Origin of the sequence: Streptomyces hyaluromycini, from assembly GCF_002217755.1 — a bacterium.
Classification (GTDB): Bacteria; Actinomycetota; Actinomycetes; order Streptomycetales; family Streptomycetaceae; genus Streptomyces; species Streptomyces hyaluromycini.
This window is the reverse complement of record NZ_BCFL01000025.1, coordinates 202,837-218,812: the sequence shown is the minus strand read 5'-3', so window position 1 is coordinate 218,812 and position 15,976 is coordinate 202,837. Positions and strand designations below refer to the sequence as shown.

Sequence of the window (15,976 nt, the reverse complement as noted above, 5' to 3'; positions counted from 1 at the left end):
GCCCTGGAAACGATCTTGGCGAGGGCGCGGTCACCCTCGTACGGCCGAACGGGCAGGCGGGGCCGCCGTACTGGCCCGCACCACCAGCCTGGTCGACAGTTCCGTCCGGGTGCCCTCCGGGCGGTCCCCGTGCATCAGCCGTACCAGCAGCCGCAGCGCCGTCGCCGCCATCTCCGACAGGGGCTGGCGGACCGTGGTCAGCGCCGGGGTCCCCCAGCGCGCCTCGGGCAGATCGTCGAAGCCGACCACACTGATGTCCGCCGGCACCCGCAGCCCGCGTTCGGCCAGCGCCGCGTACACCCCGAGCGCCATCCGGTCGGAGCAGACGAACACGGCGGTCGGCGGCTCCGGCAGGTCGAGCAGTTCGTGCATACGGTGCCGGGCCGTGTCCTCGTCGAAGCCCGCGTGCCGGATGTACTCGCCCCGATGGCGCAGCCCCGCCGAGGCGAGCGCCGAGCGGTAGCCGGCCACCCGGGCGCCGCTGCACATCCGGCGCCGGTTGCCGGCGATCACCGCGATCCGCTCATGGCCGAGGGCGATCAGGTGCTCGGCCGCGGTGACCCCGCCCTGCCAGTTGGCCGCCCCGACGGAGACCACGCCCGCCGGGGGCTCATGGACCGGGTCGATCAGGACGTACGGGATGCGGTGGTGGCCCAGCCAGGCGTACTGCGCCTGGGTCACCTCGGCCAGGTTGAACAGCACCCCGGAGGAGCCGCGTGCGGTGAGCTTGTCCAGCCAGCCGCGCTCCGGGCGGCCGGCCCGGGTCCGGGCCGGCCCCGCCGACACCACGATCTCGAGACCCGCCTCGTACGCCGCCTCCTCCACCCCGTGCAGCACCGCACCCGACCACGAGCTGTCCAGCGCCTGCACGACCAGATCGATCAGGGCGGGGGCCTTCGTCGCGTCGAACCGCGGTCTGCGGACGTAGCCGAGGCGTTCCAGGGCCTCGGTGACCCGGCGCCGGGTCTCGGGGGCCACATCGTCCCTGCCGTTCACCACTTTCGACGCGGTCGGCACGGAGACGCCCGCCTCGCGGGCCACCACCGCCAGCGTCGGACCGGCCGCCGCCACGCTCGTACCTCCGGCACGGACCATGGGGAACCCGCCTCTCCGGCCCGCCCTTGGGCCAACGAAAGTAACGAAAGTTGCGACCAACGCTGCTTCCGCGGTCTGTGTGCAAGCCGTGCAGTAAGCGCTTCCTAAGATAGGTGCGCGTCAACTCGGCGTGAAGACCTGGGAATTCACGGGATCGGCGGGGGTCGGACTTTCGAAACTTCGAACAGGGAGGCCGGGGCTATGCGGGGGTGCAGACGACCCGGAAATCGGTGAAGTCGGCGGTGAAGGAGGCGTCGACGAGGTCTACGGAGTGGATCGCGGCCATTGCTCCGGTGAAGCGGAGGCGGCTGCCGTGGTCGTCGGAGAGGCGGGTGAAGTCGAGGGGCGGGCCGACGGGGGAGCGGGTGTCTTCGCTGAGGTGCCAGAACCGGGCTTCGGTGCGGTGGACTGTGACGCCGAGGGTGAGGGGGGCGTTCGCGTCGACTTCCCGTACGGCTGCGCGGCGGGTCTCGTTCTCGTCGCGGGTGGTCAGTACGAGCACGGTCCGGCCCGTGTTCTGCCACTGCTGGCCGTGCTGTGCTTCGCCCTCCGGCTCTGCCCAGGTGAGGTCCAGGGCGTAGTAGGCCGAGGTGTTGTACCAGAGGAGCAGGCCGGCCGACTGGGTGAAGGTGGACGGGGTTGCCTGGAGGGTTACCTGGGCCTCGGTGTGGTGTTCGGTGATGCGGCGGGCCAGGAGGTGGTGGGACCAGAGGGAGTCGGGGCCGTGGTGGCCGCGGAGGCGTAGCCAGCCGGGGCGGGTGGTGGGGTCTATCCAGGAGGGGGCGGCTGGGGAGCGGAGGGTGTAGTAGGGGGGTGCGCTGTTGTCTGCGGGCCGGTGGGGGCTTGGCGCGCCCACGCGGCGGTAGCCGCATATCGAATGCAGCCCCGCGCCCCTTACGGGGCGCTCCAGTTCGGGTGTCTCCATCGTGAGCGCCGGACGGGTGTCCCCGTGCCGGAGTCTCGGCCAGTCCTCTGCGTCCCACGTCACCGCCTGGATCGCCGTCTCGCGGCCCAGTGGGCACCGTAGGCCCTTCGACGTCTTCAGAGGGCGGGCCGTCAGGTGGCTCAGGAACCACTCGCCCTCCGGTGTCTCCACCAACTCCGCGTGTCCCGCCTTCTGCAACGGCCACTCCGGGGCGTCCCTCGTCGTCAGCAGGGGGCGTTCGTCGAGTTCGTACGGGCCGGTGAGGTTGCGGCTGCGGGCCACCCGTACCCCGTGTTCGAAGCCCGTGCCGCCCTCCGCCAGGACCAGGACGTACCAGCCGTTCCGCTTCAGCAGCTTGGGGCCCTCGATCAACCGGTCCTGCTGGAGGAGGAGATGGGTGGTTCCGACGGGGGTGAGCGTCTCCCGGTCCAGTTCCGTGGCGACGATGCCGGCGAAGCGCCTGCCGCCGGGGCGGTGGTCGTTCTGGAGGTTGAGGAGCCAGAGGCGGCCGTTCTCGTGGTGGAGCGCAGGGTCGAAGCCGTGGCTCGGGATGCGGCGCGGGGGACTCCAGGGGCCGGACACCTCCGCGGCCGTACTGACGTAGGTGTCCGCGTCGAAGTACGGGGTGCCGACCGAGCGGACGATCGAGTAGACCACCCAGAAGCGCTCGCCGTCCCAGCTCAGGGACGGGGCCCAGATGCCGCCCGAGTCGGGTACGCCGGCCAGGGAGCCGCCCGGGGCCGCGCCCTCGACGTGGCCCGCGTACTCCCAGTGGGCCAGGTCGCGGGAGCGGTGGATCGGGATCGTCGGGAACCACTCGAAGGAGCTGTTGGCGAGGTAGTACCAGTCGCCGGCGCGGACCAGCGAGGGGTCGGGGGCGAAGCCGCGGATCACCGGGTTGCGGAGCTCGGTCACTTGAGGGCTCCCAGGGTGACTCCGGAGCGCCAGTAGCGGCGCATCGCGATCATCATGACGGCCATCGGGACGATGGAGAGCAGGGCGCCGGTGAGGACCAGACCGGTCAGGTCGACGCCGGATTCCAGGCGTTTGCCGGACCAGTTGTACAGCCCCAGGTTGAGGGTCCAGTTCTGCTCGCCGCGGAGCACGGTGAGCGGGAGGAAGAAGGCGTTCCAGGTGTTGACGAAGGCCAGCAGGAAGACCGTGGCGCCGCCGGTGGTCATCATGCGCAGGACGATGGAGAAGAAGATGCGCAGTTCGCCCGCGCCGTCGATACGGGCGGCTTCGAGGAGTTCGTAGGGGATGGCGGCCTCGGTGTAGACCTTCGCCAGGTAGACGCTGAACGGGTTGATCAGGCAGGGGATCAGCATCGCCCAGGGGGTGTCCACCAGGCCGATCTTCGAGAAGAGGAGATAGAGGGGGAGGGTGAGCAGGGCGATCGGGACCAGGAAGGAGCCGACGACGCAGGCGAAGACCAGGTTGCGGCCCGGGAACTGGAAGCGGGCGAGGCCGTAGCCGGTGGCGAGGGCGATCAGGGTGCCGCCGAGGGAGCCGACTCCGGCGTAGAGGAAGGAGTTGGCGGTCCAGCGGAGGAAGATGCCGTTCTCGTAGGTGAACAGCTGGTGCAGGTTGGTCCAGAGGTGCCAGCCGGAGAACCAGAGGCCGTTGCTCTGGTAGAGGGCGGTGCGGTCCTTCGTCGCGGCGACGATCAGCCACCAGACCGGGAAGAGGCTGTACGCGCTCGCCAGCGCCAGGCCGACGAGGAGGAACCGCTGGCCGCCCCGGGAACGGGCCGCCGGATCGGGCTTGTTGATGCGGCGGACGGGGTGGGTCCTCGTGCGCTCCTCGGTGAGTGCCATCAGTCGGCCTCCTTCGCGGTCAGCCGGTAGAAGAGGAAGGAGGCGACGCCGAGGATCAGGGCCAGCAGCACCGAAAGGGCCGCCGCGTAGTGGTAGTTGCCCGCGTTGAACGCCTGGTTGTAGATCACCATGATCGGGGTGAAGCTGTCGCTCACCGTCTGGGGCGTGACGTTCCGGAACAGCGCCGGCTCGTTGAAGATCTGCAGCATCTGGATGATCGACAGCATGCCGGTAAGGACCAACGCGCCCCGCACGTAGGGGACTTTGATGCTCAGGGCGATGCGGGACTCCGAGGCGCCGTCCAGCCGTGCCGCCTCGAAGAGTTCGCGCGGGACGCCCTGCAGCGCCGAGTAGATGATCACCATGTTGTAGCCGATGCCGTGCCAGGTGAGCAGGTTGCCGATGGACGGCCACACCATCGACGGCGCGAAGAAGTTCCAGTCGAGGCCGAACGCCTTGGCCAGGGGGGTGAGGGGGCCGACGTCCGGGCTGTAGAGGTTGATCCAGACGATCGCGGCGACCACGCCCGGGATCATGTACGGGACCAGGAGCAGGATGCGGAAACGGCCTGCCGCCCGGGACGTCAGCGCGTCCAGGAAGAGTGCGAGGAGCAGGCTGATCAGCAGCATCACGGGGATCTGGACGCAGGCGAACACGAGCACACGCAGGACCGAGTCGAGGAACGCCGGGTCCGTCAGGCCCTGGTGGTAGTTGGCCAGGCCCGAGAACTCGTCGGTGGTGCCGCCGAGGCCGAGGCCGGAGGACTGGGAGCGGTACAGCGACTCGTGGACGGCGTACCCGATCGGGATCAGGTAGAGGAAGACGAAGCCGAGCTGGAAGGGCACCGTGAAGGCGGCACCCTTCCAGCGCTGGGAGCGGACCATCCGGGTGCCCGCCTCAGCCCTCGACGCTGATGCCGCGGGACTTCAGGTCGGCGACCGTCCACTGCTGCATGTGGGCCAGGAGGTCGGTGACCTTCTGCTGCTTGCTGACCACCTTCGCCCAGCCGCTCTGCAGCTCCGTGAACATGGCCGTCCAGTCGGGGCCGAAGGTCCAGTCGGTGGTGACCGTGTTCAGGCTGTCGGTGACGACCTTCTTCGCCGGGTCGTAGTTGGAGCCGAGCAGCTTCTGGGAGATCGCCTCGTCGACGTAGGCGCCGCTGTCGGCGAGCGCGGGCATCACGCCGTTGCCGGTGGTCGGGCTCGCCATCGTCTTCACCGCGCCGGAGTCGGTGGACATCCACAACGCGGCCTCGGCGGCCTGCTGTTGGTGGGCACACTGCTTGGTGACGAGCGTGACGCTGCCGGTGAGGTTGGTGCCCGCCGGGGTCTTCGCGGCCTCGCCGGAGAAGGTGGGCCAGGGGGCGAGGGCCCACTTGCCGAAGGACTTGGTGAAGTTCTGCACCATGCCGGCCATCTGCCAGGTGGAGATCTGCCGGGTCGCCGTGCCGCCGTTGTCGTAATTGCGCTGCACGGCCGCGTAGTCGGCGAACGACAGCGTGGAGTCGAGGTCGTTGTCGATGATCTGCTGGATCACGCCGGCGGCCTTCAGGGTGCCCGCGTCCTGGAAGTCCACCTTCCAGGAGTTCCCGTCGATCGCGTACCAGTGGGCGCCGGCCTGCATGGCGAGCACTTCGAGCGTGCTGGGGTCCTCGCCGGCGAAGTTGGTGATCCTGACGCCGTGTTTCTTGAGCGTCTTGCCCGCCGCGATGAACTCGTCCCAGGTGGTGGGGGCCTTGAGGCCGTACTTCTGGAAGACGTCCGTGCGGTAGATGGTGAAGTTCGGCGCGGAGCTGGTGGGGACGCCGTACAGCCTGCCCTGCACCTGTGCGGCCGACCAGGAACCGGAGTTGAACTTGTCCTTGGCCGACCCGACGTACTTCGTGATGTCGGCGAGGGCGCCCTGGGCGACCCAACTCGTCACGTACTCGGCGGTGTTCTGCACCAGGCAGGGCGCGTTGCCCGCCTTCACCGCGTTGGTGAGCTGCTTCTGCATGGTCAGCTGGTCGGTGACCTTCGTGTACTTCAGCTGGACGTCCTTGTGGGAGGCGTTGAAGGCCTTCACCACGGCGTCCTGGCCGTTCGCCCAGCCCCAGAACGGCAGGGTGACCGGGCCCGAAGCCGAGTCGGAGCCGCCGGAGCCGGAGTCCGATCCGCCGCAGGCGGAGAGCAGACCTGTCAGCGCGAGGCCCGCGATCGCGGCGCGGACCAACCTGGTGGAGTTCATCTGACCGTGTTCCTTCGGAGGTGGGCGCTCTCGGGGAGGAGGGCGGCGGCTCGGCAGTGCCTTAGAAACCGGTTTCCACGGGACAGTAGGACGGCTCGGCCGCTCCCAGCAAGGGGTATGAGTCGGAATCTTTCGACGTGCGGTCGGTCGAACGGTCCGTGAGCAGCAACCGGTACGCAAGAACAACCGGTTGCCGCTGAAGGGTTTTCGAAAGTTCGCCGCGCCTCTTGACGACGCTCTCCTACGGGTTGAAGCTCCCCTCACCGCTCATAGCAACCGGTTGCCAACCGGGCCGACATCCGGTCACCTCCCTTCAGAGAGTGGGTAGTCCATGCAGACGCACGCCCGTGCCCCGGTCAGCCGGCGCCGCTTTCTCGCTCTGTCGGCGGCGGGTGCCGCGGCCGGTGCCGCGTCGCTCGGCGGCTGTGCGCTCCAGGTGTCCACCGGGGTCAGCGGCTCGGGCGAGACCGTCACCATGATGGTCAAGGCCGACGACCTCAGCCCCGACCTGGTCCAGCAGGCCAAGAAGGAAACCGGCATCACGATCAAGCGGGTGGACTACGACATCACCAAGCTCATCGCGATGCTCACCAGCGGCAGCCCGCCGGACCTGGTGCGCGGTGTCGGCGCCGTGGACGCGGCGTACTTCGCGGCGCGGGACGTGATGCAGGAGCTGGACGACTACTTCGCCGCCAGCAGCGTCCTGAGGCTCGACGACCTGGACCCCGTCAACGACCTGTGGCGTTACGACGGCAGGTCCCAGGGCAAGGGCCCGCGTTACGGCATGGCGAAGGACTTCTCCCAGGACTCCATGTTCTGGTTCAACACCGCCGCTTTCGACAAGAAGGGCGTCACCTACCCGTCCGAGACCGAACCCGTCACCTTCGACGAGTGGCTGGACGACGCCCGACGGCTCGCCCAGCGGTCCCAGGGCCAGACGACCGTCTTCGGCGGCAGCTACAACGGCCTGGTCAAGCTCACCCTCATGGCGACGATGACCGCCTCCGCCGGCGGCAGCCTCTTCAGTGACGACTTCTCCAGGGTCGACTTCACCACCCCCGAGGCTCGTAAGGCGCTGGCCTGGTACATCGACTACTGCAGGCTCAAGGTCGGGCCCAGCCCGGTCCTGCCCGACCCCAACGGCTGGGACGGGCCCACCTACCAGGCCGGACGGCTGGCCATGTCGAACTCCGGCTACTGGATGGGCGGCATGATCGGCACCGACAAGAAGCTGGCGCAGGTCTCCCGGCTCGCTCCCGCCCCCGTCTTCGCGGGCGGTCCGCGGATCAGCGCCTGCCAGGGCGGCACCGGTCTGTGGATGCCACGCAAGGCGAAGAACAAGGACGCCGCCTGGCGGGTCTTCGAGTGGTTCTTCGGCGAGGCGCCGGCCAAGGCGCGCGCCTCCAGTGGCTGGGGCATCCCCACCCTGAAGTCCCTGCGGCCGCTGATGCCCGCCAAGGAGGAGTACCAGAAGCGCACCTTGCGGGCGCAGGAGAACGAGCTCAGGCACTTCTCGGTGGTCTCCCTGTCGCCCTACATCTCGGGGGACGCCTTCGAGGCGCTCTTCAACCAGGTCGCCACTCCCGCGATGCAGGGCGAGATGTCCGTCGACAGCCTCGCCGGACACCTGAACTCGACCATCAACCAGCAGCTCAAGCGCGGTAAGGAGCAAGTGGGATGACGGTTGATCAGGTCTCCTCCGTCGCCGGCCGGCCGAGTTCGGCCGCGGGTGCCGGCCGGGCCGGTTCCGCCGAGCGCACCGGGCCCTCGATGACGGTCCGCAGGCACCGCGCCTTCTACATGTTCACCTCCCCGTGGATCGTCGGGTTCGCGCTGCTGACCATCACGCCCATGGCCTACGCGCTGTGGCTGAGCTTCACCACGTACGACGGCATCTCGCCGAACTGGCACTACGTCGGCCTCGGCAACTACCGCGAGCTGATGGGCGATTCGACGACCTGGGACGCCCTGGGCCGGGCCGGTCTGTTCGCGCTGCTCTCGGTGCCGCTGTCGATCGTCGCCGGGCTCGGGCTCGCCGTCCTGGTCAACCGGCCGGTCAGGGGACGCGGGCTCTTCCGCACCCTGCTCTACCTGCCGGCCGTGGTGCCCCCGGTCGGCGCGGGCATCGCCTTCAAGAACCTCTTCGACCAGAACTCCGGTGCCGCCAACGGGGTTCTGACCTTCTTCGGCTTCGACGCGATCGGCTGGCTGGCCGACCCCTACGCCCGCTACGTCCTCGTCATGACGGTCCTCTGGGCGGCCGGCAACATCATGATCATCTCGTTGGCGGGGCTCCAGGACGTGCCCCGCGAGCTCCACGAGGCGGCCCGCATCGACGGGGCGAGCGCCTGGCGGACCTTCCGCAGCATCACCGTGCCGCTGCTGTCGCCGGTGCTGCTCTTCCAGACCGTGACCGGGGTGATCGCCTCGGTGCAGACCATCATGCCGATGCTGCTGGCCCCGCTCTCCACCACGGGGGGCCTGACCACGATCCCGCAGTCCAACTACACGTACATGATCCATGTGTTCTCCGAGTACTTCGCGCTCGGCCGCTACGGATACGCCTCCGCACTGCTGTGGGTGCTCTTCGTCCTGATCCTCATCGCGACCGGACTCATCTTCAGATTCACCTCCGGCGTGGTGTTCTACAACGTCGACCCGGAGGCGAAGAAGTGACCGCCACCAGCGTGAACCCCAAGTCCCCGGCCCGGATGCGGATACGCGTCAACCGCCTCGTCCTCTACACGGTCCTCGTCGTCGTCACCGGCCTGTTCCTCGGCCCGTTCGGCTGGCTGGTCCTCACCGGCCTCAAGGCCCCCGCCGAACTGGCCGCCGCCCCCGTGCACTGGCTGCCCACCCACTTCCAGTGGCACAACTTCGCCGACGCCTACCGACTCATCGACTTCCTCGGCTACGCCCGCAACTCCCTGATCATCGCCACCCTTTACGCGACCCTCGTCACCCTCAGCTCCGCCTGGGTCGGCTTCGGCTTCGCCCGGCTCACCGCACCCGGGAAGAAGACCCTGTTCGGCATCCTCATCGGCTCGATGATGCTGCCCCAGATGATCACCCTGCTGCCGACCTACCTGATCTTCGCCAAGCTCGGCATGGTCGACACCTACTGGCCCTGGGTGCTGTGGGGCCTGTCGTCCGCCCCCTACCTGGTCTTCCTCTTCCGGCAGTTCTTCGCAGGACTGCCCCGCGAACTGGAGGAGGCGGCCATCGTCGACGGCTGCGGATACGCCGGGATGTTCTGGCGGATCTTCCTGCCGCAGTCCTGGCCGGTGCTCTCCGCGAGCTTCGTCATCGCCTTCACCTGGACCTGGGGCGACTACATCGCGCCGCAGCTCCTGCTGTCCACCGACCGCTCCACCCTCGCCGTCGCCGTGATGACCACCTACGTCTCCTCAGCCGGCACCCCCATCACCAACCTCCAGGCCGCCGCCTCCGTGATGTACGTCGTCCCCATCCTGCTGGTCTTCCTCGTCGCCCAGCGCGGCTTCGTCGCCGGCCTGTCGACGTCCGGCCTCAAGTAGCCCAACCCGCAGACCTGTTGCAAGGAGTCACCCATGACCGCGCCCTTCTCCCGCCGCACCGCCCTGCAGGCCGCGGGAGCCACCGCGCTCGCCGCCGGCCTCTCGGGCGGCCTGACCGCCACCGCCGCCCACGCCGACGACGCCAAGTCCCGCCCGAAGCTGGTCACCTACCCCCGTCCGTCCGCCGTTCCGACCAACACCAGCTTCCAGGTACGGGTCCGTACCGCCCCCGACGGAGACTGGCAGACCCTCGACATCTACCGGCCGCAGCTGGAGGAGATCAACGCCACCACCGGCTCCGGCAAGGTCTACAACTCCTCGATGGTGTACTTCGACTTCCGGCACTCCGTCGAAGTCGAGGTGACCTACCTCAAGGGCGGCACCACCAAGGCCCGGGTGAGACCGGACTCGTACGGCATCACGCCCGAACTCCTCGGCGACACCCTGCGGTTCACCCTCGACGAGCCGAAGGACCTGGTCGTCCAGATCAACGACGAGATCTTCGACTGCCTGCACGTCATCACCAACCGCGTCGAGCACCGCCCGCCGGCCGCCGACGACCCCGACGTCATCTACTTCGGCCCCGGCGTGCAGACCGTCACCGGCGGCGTTCTCACCGTCCCCAGCGGCAAGACCGTCTACCTCGCCGGCGGCGCCGTCCTCAAGGCCACCGTCTACTTCAAGGACGTCGAGAAGGCCGCCCTCAAGGGCCACGGCATGATCTGGGCGAGCTCAGGACAGGGCGTGCTCTGCGAGGGCAGCAGGAACATCCGGGTCGAGGACGTCATCATCATGAACCCGGGCAACTACATCGCCACCCTCGGCGAGGCCCAGAACGTGCACATCAAGAAGGTCCGCGGCTTCAGCTCCAAGGGCAACGGCGACGGCATCGACATCTTCTCCTCCAGCGACGTCCTCATCGACGGCTGCTTCCTGCGCAACTCCGACGACTGCATCGCCATCTACGCCCACCGCTGGGACTACTACGGCGACACCCGCGACATCACCGTGCAGAACTGCTCCCTGTGGGCCGACGTCGCCCACCCGGTCAACATCGGTACGCACGGCAACACCGACGCCCCGGAGACCATCGAGAACCTGGTCATCCGCAACATCGACATCCTCGACCACCGCGAACCCCAGATGAACTACCAGGGCTGCATCGCCCTCAACCCCGGCGACTCCAACCTGATCAGGAACGTACGCATCGAGGACGTCCGGATCGAGGACTTCCGGTGGGGCCAGGTCATCTACATGAAGGTCATGTACAACACGAAGTACAACACCTCGGTCGGCCGCGGCATCGACGGCGTCTACGTCAAGAACCTCAGCTACACGGGCACACACGCCAACCCGTCCCTGTTCCTCGGCTACGACGCCGATCACGCCATCACCAACGTCACCTTCGAGAACCTGGTGATCAACGGCGTCGTCATCGCCGACTCCATGAAGAAGCCGAGCTGGTACTACACCACGGACGAGATCCAGTGGTTCTCCAACGAGCACGTCACCAACCTGAAGTTCCTCACCACCGCCGAGGCCGAGGCGGCCGCCGCGTCATGACGATCCCCGCACCTAGCTCCGCTGGAGGCGCGGGGAGGGGCCGTGGGGCGGCTGCGGCTCCGTCGTGGCTGGTCGCGCCCCGCGGCGGAGCCGCTGATGAATACAGCCCCGCGCCCCTTCGGGGCGCTGGCGCTGCCGAACCGCAGCCGACTGCAGCGGGTCCTGTCAGCCGTCGGGGATTCATCGGCGGCTCCGCGGCCCTGCTGCTGGCGACGGGCGCGAGCGGACTGCTCGTGCCCGGTGCCGCCCGGGCCGCCGAGAGCGACAGCGATACCGGAGCCTTCGCTCACCCCGGCCTGCTGCACTCCGCCGACGACCTCGCCCGCATGAAGGCCGCTGTCGCCGCCAAGCAGTCGCCGGTCTACGACGGCTACTTGGCGCTTGCCGCCCACGCCCGCTCCGCCGCCTCGTACACCGTGCAGAACACGGGCCAGATCACCACCTGGGGCCGCGGTCCCGCCAACTACCAGAACCAGGCGGTCGCCGACTCGGCCGCCGCCTATCAGAACGCCCTCGTCTGGGCCGTCACCGGCGACACCGCGCACGCCGACAAGGCCCGGGACATCCTCGACGCCTGGTCCGCTTCGCTCACGGCCATCACCGGAGCCGACGGCCCGCTCGGTGCCGGGCTCCAGGCCTTCAAGTTCGTCAACGCGGCCGAACTCCTGCGGCACACCGGCTACGACGGCTGGAGCGAGGCCGGCATCGCGCGCTGCGAGGAGTCCTTCCTGCGCGTCTGGTATCCGGCCCTCTCCTGCTACACGCTCTACGCCAACGGCAACTGGGATCTGACGGCTCTTCAATCCCTGCTGGCCATCGGCGTGTTCTGCGAGGAGCCCACCCTCTTCCACGACGCGCTGCGCTTCGCCGCGGCCGGCGCGGGCAACGGCAGTGTCCTGCACCGCATCGTCACCGACGCGGGCCAGGGCCAGGAGAGCGGCCGCGACCAGGGCCACGAACAGCTGGCGGTCGGCCTGCTCGCCGACGCGGCGCAGGTCGCCTGGAACCAGGGCGTCGACCTGTGGGGCTTCGACGGCAACCGCATCCTCGCCAACGTCGAGTACGCCGCCCGCTACAACCTCGGCGGCGACGTCCCCTTCGTCCCCGGCCTCGACCGCACCGGCAAGTACATCAAACTGGCCGTCTCGGCCACCTCGCGCGGCACCCTGCCGCCGATCTACGAGATGGCGTACGCCCACTACGCGGGTGTGCGCGGCCTCGACACCCCGTACACGAGGAACGCCGTCTTCCGCGGCGCCGGCGGCACCCGGGTCGTCGAGGGCAGCAACGACGACCTGCCGAGCTGGGGCACCTTCGCCTACGCGGGTGCGACGGCGCCCGCGGCGAGTGCGCCGGCCCCGCCGGCCGGCGTCACTGCGGTGGGGGAGGACCGGTCGGTCACCGTGACCTGGCTGCCGTCGGCCTGGGCCGACTCGTACACGGTCCTGCGGGCGAGCGCCGCGGACGGCCGGTACGAGGAGATCGCCTCCGGGGTCCGCGAGCCGACGTACACCGACCTGCGCGTGCGTGCCGGACGGACGCACTACTACACGGTCGCTGCCACCGATTCCCTCGGCAGGAGCGGGACTTCGGGTTGGGCGGCGGCCTCCGCCGGACTCCCCGGGCCCTGGGCGACCCAGGACGTCGGGGACGTGAAGATCCCCGGCTCCGCGGCCTTCGACGGCGAGCGCTTCGTCCTGGAGGCGAGCGGCACCGACGACACCTACCGCCTCGTCCACCTGCCGCTGCGCGGCGACGGCACGGTCACCGCGCGGATCGTGTGGCCGCTCAGCTCGCAGTACTCCAAGATCGGCGTCACCGTCCGCGCCTCCCTCGACGCGTCCGCGGCCCACGCCTCCATGCTGGTCCAGGGGCTGCCGCTGCACACCTGGAGCGGGGTCTGGACGGTACGGCCGGCGGCCGGTGCGGAGGTCTCCGGGACCGGCAGCACTCCGGTGCCGCCCTCCCAGCAGCAGGCGATCACGGTGAGCGCGGCCTTCCCGCTCTCCAACCTGGGGGCGCTGCCCGAATCGGCGACCCCCCTGGAGGCGCCCTACGTCGAGGGCGCGGGCGACGGCTACCGGCTGCGGGCGCCCTACTGGGTACGCGTGACCCGGAAGGGCTCGCGGTGCACGGGCGCCGTCTCCCCGGACGGCGTCCACTGGACCGAAGTCGGCTCCAGCGACGTCGAGTTGGGGCGGACCGGGTACGCGGGCCTCGCGCTCACCTCCTGTCTCGGTGTCGAGGAGGACTACGCCGAGACCGGTACCGGTGCCTTCGACAACGTCAGCGTGACCTCGCCGTCCGGCGCGGTGTGGTGCGTGCCGCGCCCCGCCCGTGCCGCCACCGACCTGCGGGCCGTCACCGGCGCCGACGCCGTCGAGCTGGCCTGGAGCGACCCGGACCTGTCCGCCCGCTACACGGTGCTGCGCGGGGCGCGTGCCGACGGACCCTACCGGACCCTCGCCACCGGCGTCGGGGCGGTCGGCTTCGGCACCCGCGTCCGGTACTCCGACGCGACCGGCACGCCGGGCACGACCTACCACTACACCGTCGCGAGGACCAACACCGGTGGCCGCGGCCCGCGTTCTGCCTCCGCGCGGGCTGCGATGCCCACTCCGTCGGTGCCCCGGCTCACCTCCGCCACCGCCGCGTTCGCCAACCAGGGCGTCGGTTTCCGGTATCTGCTGCGGGCCGCGCACGAGCCCGTGCTGTTCACGGCGGACGGGCTGCCGGACGGGCTGCGGATCGACCGGCGCACCGGTCTGGTCTCCGGAACCCCCACCGGAACGGGCGAGTTCACGGTCACGACCACCGCGGCCAACGCCTCCGGGACCACGACCGGCACCCTCGCGCTCACGGTCGGCACCGCGCCGCCCGGTCCGTGGACGTACGGGGACCTCGGCGACACCGTGCTCGACGACCGCGCCTTCGGGACGCTGGGCGTGGTCGCGATCACCACGCCCGGCAGTACGTCGTACCACGACGGCACCTTCACCGTGCGAGGCGCGGGCGTCGACCTGAACGCCAACGGCCAGGGAATGACAGGGCAGTTCGTGCGACGGCCCGTCAGCGGCGACTGCGAGATCGTCGCCCGGCTCGTCTCCCGCACCGGCGTGAGCGCCGACCGGGTGGGGCTGCTGATGGCGAAGTCGCTGTCGCCGTTCGACCAGGCGGCCGGAGTCGTCGTCACCGGCGGGACCACCGCACAGCTCATGCTCCGCAGGACCGTGGCCGGCGCCTCCGCCTTCACGGGCGGCGCGGCCGTCACCCTCCCCGCCCTGCTGCGGCTGAAGCGCACCGGGACCGCCTTCGCCGCAGCCCTGTCCACCGATGACGGCGTCACCTGGACCCCCATAGCCGACGGGGAGATCCCCGCCTTCGGTGACGCCCCCTACCACGTGGGCCTCGTGGTCTGCTCGCGCAGCCAACTGGTCCGCTGCACCACCGAGTTCGACGAGGTGAGCATCACGCCCACCTGAGCCAGACGGATTGGAGATGCACAGCGATGAGCCGCACTTCCCCCCACGAGCACCTCCGCGAAACAGAGCTGAGCCGCCGCGGTCTGCTGAAGACCGCCGGCGGTCTCGCCGCCGCCCTCGCCCTCGGCGGCGCCACCGTGGCCACGACCGCACACGCGGCCCCGGCCACGTTCACCCACCCCGGCATGCTGCACAACGCCGGTGACATCAACCGCGCCAAGGTCAGGGTCGCGGCGGGAACCGACCCCTGGCTGTCCGGCTGGAACAAGCTGACCGCCAACTCCCACTCCCAGTCGACCTGGACGAACCGGGCGACCGCCGCCATCATCCGCGGCGGCGACGGGCAGAACTACAGCCTGCTCTACAACGACATCGCCGCCGCCTACCAGAACGCCCTGCGCTGGAAGGTCGGCGGCACCGAGGCCAACGCGGTCTGCGCCGCGAACATCCTCAACGCCTGGTCCAGGACACTGACGTCGGTCACCGGGAACGCCGACCGGTTCCTCGCGTCGGGCCTCTACGGCTGGCAGTTCGCCAACGCCTGCGAGCTGATGCGCGACTACTCCGGCTTCGACCTCGCCGCCGCCCAGACGATGCTCGCGAACGTCTTCTACCCGCTCAACAACAGCTTCCTGACCAACCACAACGACGCCTGCATCACCAACTACTGGGCCAACTGGGACCTGTGCAACATGGCCTCCATCCTGGCCATCGGGATCCTCAACGAGGACAAGGCCAAGTACGACCAAGCCGTCACCTACTTGAAGTCCGGTGCCGGAAACGGCTCGATCGCGCACGCGGTGCCCTACCTGTACACCGACTCCGACGGCTACGCGCTGGGCCAGTGGCAGGAGTCCGGCCGCGACCAGGGCCACACCGTCATGGGCATGGGACAGATGGGCGCGGTCTGCGAGATGGCCTGGAACCAGGGCGACGACCTGTACTCCTACGACGACAAGAGGTTCATGAAGGCCGCCCAGTACGTGGCCAAGTACAACATCGGCGACGACGTCCCCTTCACCACCTACACCTGGGGCACCGGGCAGAGCTGCGCCCAGTCGTCCCAGACCGTCGTCTCCGCCGGCTCCCGCGGCCAGGTCCGCCCGGTCTGGGCGATGCTCCACTTCCACTACAACCGGCGCCTGTACCTCGACGACAAGTACATCTCCGCCATGTACTACGACCTGGTCGCCCCCGAGGGCGGGGGAGGTGACTACGGCTCCGACAGCGGCGGCTACGACCAGCTCGGCTTCGGCACCCTGATGTACGCCAAGTAGCCGCGCGTATCCGCCCGACCGTCGTGTGTGCCGGAATACTGGAAGCGGATGTGGT

At 69.4% G+C, this 15,976-nt stretch carries 11 protein-coding genes; 6 read left to right on the top strand and 5 right to left on the bottom strand.

Annotation, left to right across the window (positions count from 1 at the left end; all coding sequences use genetic code 11):
• Window positions 1-30: 30 nt before the first annotated feature.
• The 5 genes from SSP29_RS33415 to SSP29_RS33395 all read right to left on the bottom strand — a co-directional run bounded on the left by SSP29_RS33415 (window position 31) and on the right by SSP29_RS33395 (window position 6,063).
• On the bottom strand, window positions 31-1,095 hold the full coding sequence (locus SSP29_RS33415) for a LacI family DNA-binding transcriptional regulator (protein WP_089104615.1): 1,065 nt from the start codon (window positions 1,093-1,095) through the stop codon (window positions 31-33).
• A 199-nt stretch (window positions 1,096-1,294) separates the two neighbouring features.
• Window positions 1,295-2,935, bottom strand: a complete 1,641-nt coding sequence (locus tag SSP29_RS33410) for a glycoside hydrolase family 43 protein (RefSeq protein ID WP_089104614.1) — start codon at window positions 2,933-2,935, stop codon at window positions 1,295-1,297.
• Window positions 2,932-3,837 carry a carbohydrate ABC transporter permease gene (locus tag SSP29_RS33405; protein ID WP_089104613.1) on the bottom strand — a complete coding sequence of 302 codons (906 nt, stop codon included), beginning with the start codon at window positions 3,835-3,837 and terminating at the stop codon, window positions 2,932-2,934. Before SSP29_RS33405 ends, SSP29_RS33410 begins: the two co-directional genes overlap by 4 nt.
• Entirely contained in the window at window positions 3,837-4,721 is an 885-nt protein-coding gene (locus SSP29_RS33400) for a carbohydrate ABC transporter permease (protein WP_089104612.1), read from the bottom strand. The genes SSP29_RS33405 and SSP29_RS33400 overlap by 1 nt, the downstream gene beginning before the upstream one ends.
• Window positions 4,722-4,734: 13 nt before the next feature.
• Window positions 4,735-6,063 carry an ABC transporter substrate-binding protein gene (locus SSP29_RS33395; protein ID WP_089104611.1) on the bottom strand — a complete coding sequence of 443 codons (1,329 nt, stop codon included), beginning with the start codon at window positions 6,061-6,063 and terminating at the stop codon, window positions 4,735-4,737.
• Window positions 6,064-6,394: 331 nt separating this feature from the next.
• Between SSP29_RS33395 and SSP29_RS33390 the strand changes: the two genes are divergently transcribed.
• The 6 genes from SSP29_RS33390 (at window position 6,395) to SSP29_RS33365 (ending at window position 15,921) form a co-directional block, all read left to right on the top strand.
• Window positions 6,395-7,744, top strand: a complete 1,350-nt coding sequence (locus SSP29_RS33390) for an extracellular solute-binding protein (protein ID WP_089104610.1) — start codon at window positions 6,395-6,397, stop codon at window positions 7,742-7,744.
• The gene (locus SSP29_RS33385) at window positions 7,741-8,739 is read left to right on the top strand and encodes a carbohydrate ABC transporter permease (RefSeq protein ID WP_089104609.1); all 999 of its coding nucleotides are present in this window, start codon (window positions 7,741-7,743) and stop codon (window positions 8,737-8,739) included. Before SSP29_RS33390 ends, SSP29_RS33385 begins: the two co-directional genes overlap by 4 nt.
• The gene (locus tag SSP29_RS33380) at window positions 8,736-9,599 is read left to right on the top strand and encodes a carbohydrate ABC transporter permease (protein ID WP_089104608.1); all 864 of its coding nucleotides are present in this window, start codon (window positions 8,736-8,738) and stop codon (window positions 9,597-9,599) included. Before SSP29_RS33385 ends, SSP29_RS33380 begins: the two co-directional genes overlap by 4 nt.
• 33 nt (window positions 9,600-9,632) lie before the next feature.
• Window positions 9,633-11,162 (top strand): glycosyl hydrolase family 28 protein, encoded by a 1,530-nt coding sequence (locus tag SSP29_RS33375; RefSeq protein ID WP_089104607.1) that lies wholly within the window; start codon window positions 9,633-9,635, stop codon window positions 11,160-11,162.
• A gap of 182 nt (window positions 11,163-11,344) precedes the next feature.
• Window positions 11,345-14,644, top strand: coding sequence for an alginate lyase family protein (locus SSP29_RS33370; protein ID WP_107436296.1), 3,300 nt, complete (start codon window positions 11,345-11,347; stop codon window positions 14,642-14,644).
• Window positions 14,645-14,670: 26 nt separating this feature from the next.
• Entirely contained in the window at window positions 14,671-15,921 is a 1,251-nt protein-coding gene (locus SSP29_RS33365; protein ID WP_089104605.1) for an alginate lyase family protein, read from the top strand.
• The last annotated feature ends 55 nt before the right edge of the window (window positions 15,922-15,976 follow it).

What these genes read in the sequence shown, in the direction of transcription:
- SSP29_RS33415 (WP_089104615.1), bottom strand. Translation starts at nt 1,095, where the DNA reads ATGGTCCGTGCCGGAGGTACGAGCGTGGCGGCGGCCGGTCCGACGCTG.
- SSP29_RS33405 (WP_089104613.1), bottom strand. Translation starts at nt 3,837, where the DNA reads ATGGCACTCACCGAGGAGCGCACGAGGACCCACCCCGTCCGCCGCATC.
- SSP29_RS33400 (WP_089104612.1), bottom strand. Translation starts at nt 4,721, where the DNA reads ATGGTCCGCTCCCAGCGCTGGAAGGGTGCCGCCTTCACGGTGCCCTTC.
- SSP29_RS33395 (WP_089104611.1), bottom strand. Translation starts at nt 6,063, where the DNA reads ATGAACTCCACCAGGTTGGTCCGCGCCGCGATCGCGGGCCTCGCGCTG.
- SSP29_RS33390 (WP_089104610.1), top strand. Translation starts at nt 6,395, where the DNA reads ATGCAGACGCACGCCCGTGCCCCGGTCAGCCGGCGCCGCTTTCTCGCT.
- SSP29_RS33385 (WP_089104609.1), top strand. Translation starts at nt 7,741, where the DNA reads ATGACGGTTGATCAGGTCTCCTCCGTCGCCGGCCGGCCGAGTTCGGCC.
- SSP29_RS33375 (WP_089104607.1), top strand. Translation starts at nt 9,633, where the DNA reads ATGACCGCGCCCTTCTCCCGCCGCACCGCCCTGCAGGCCGCGGGAGCC.
- SSP29_RS33365 (WP_089104605.1), top strand. Translation starts at nt 14,671, where the DNA reads ATGAGCCGCACTTCCCCCCACGAGCACCTCCGCGAAACAGAGCTGAGC.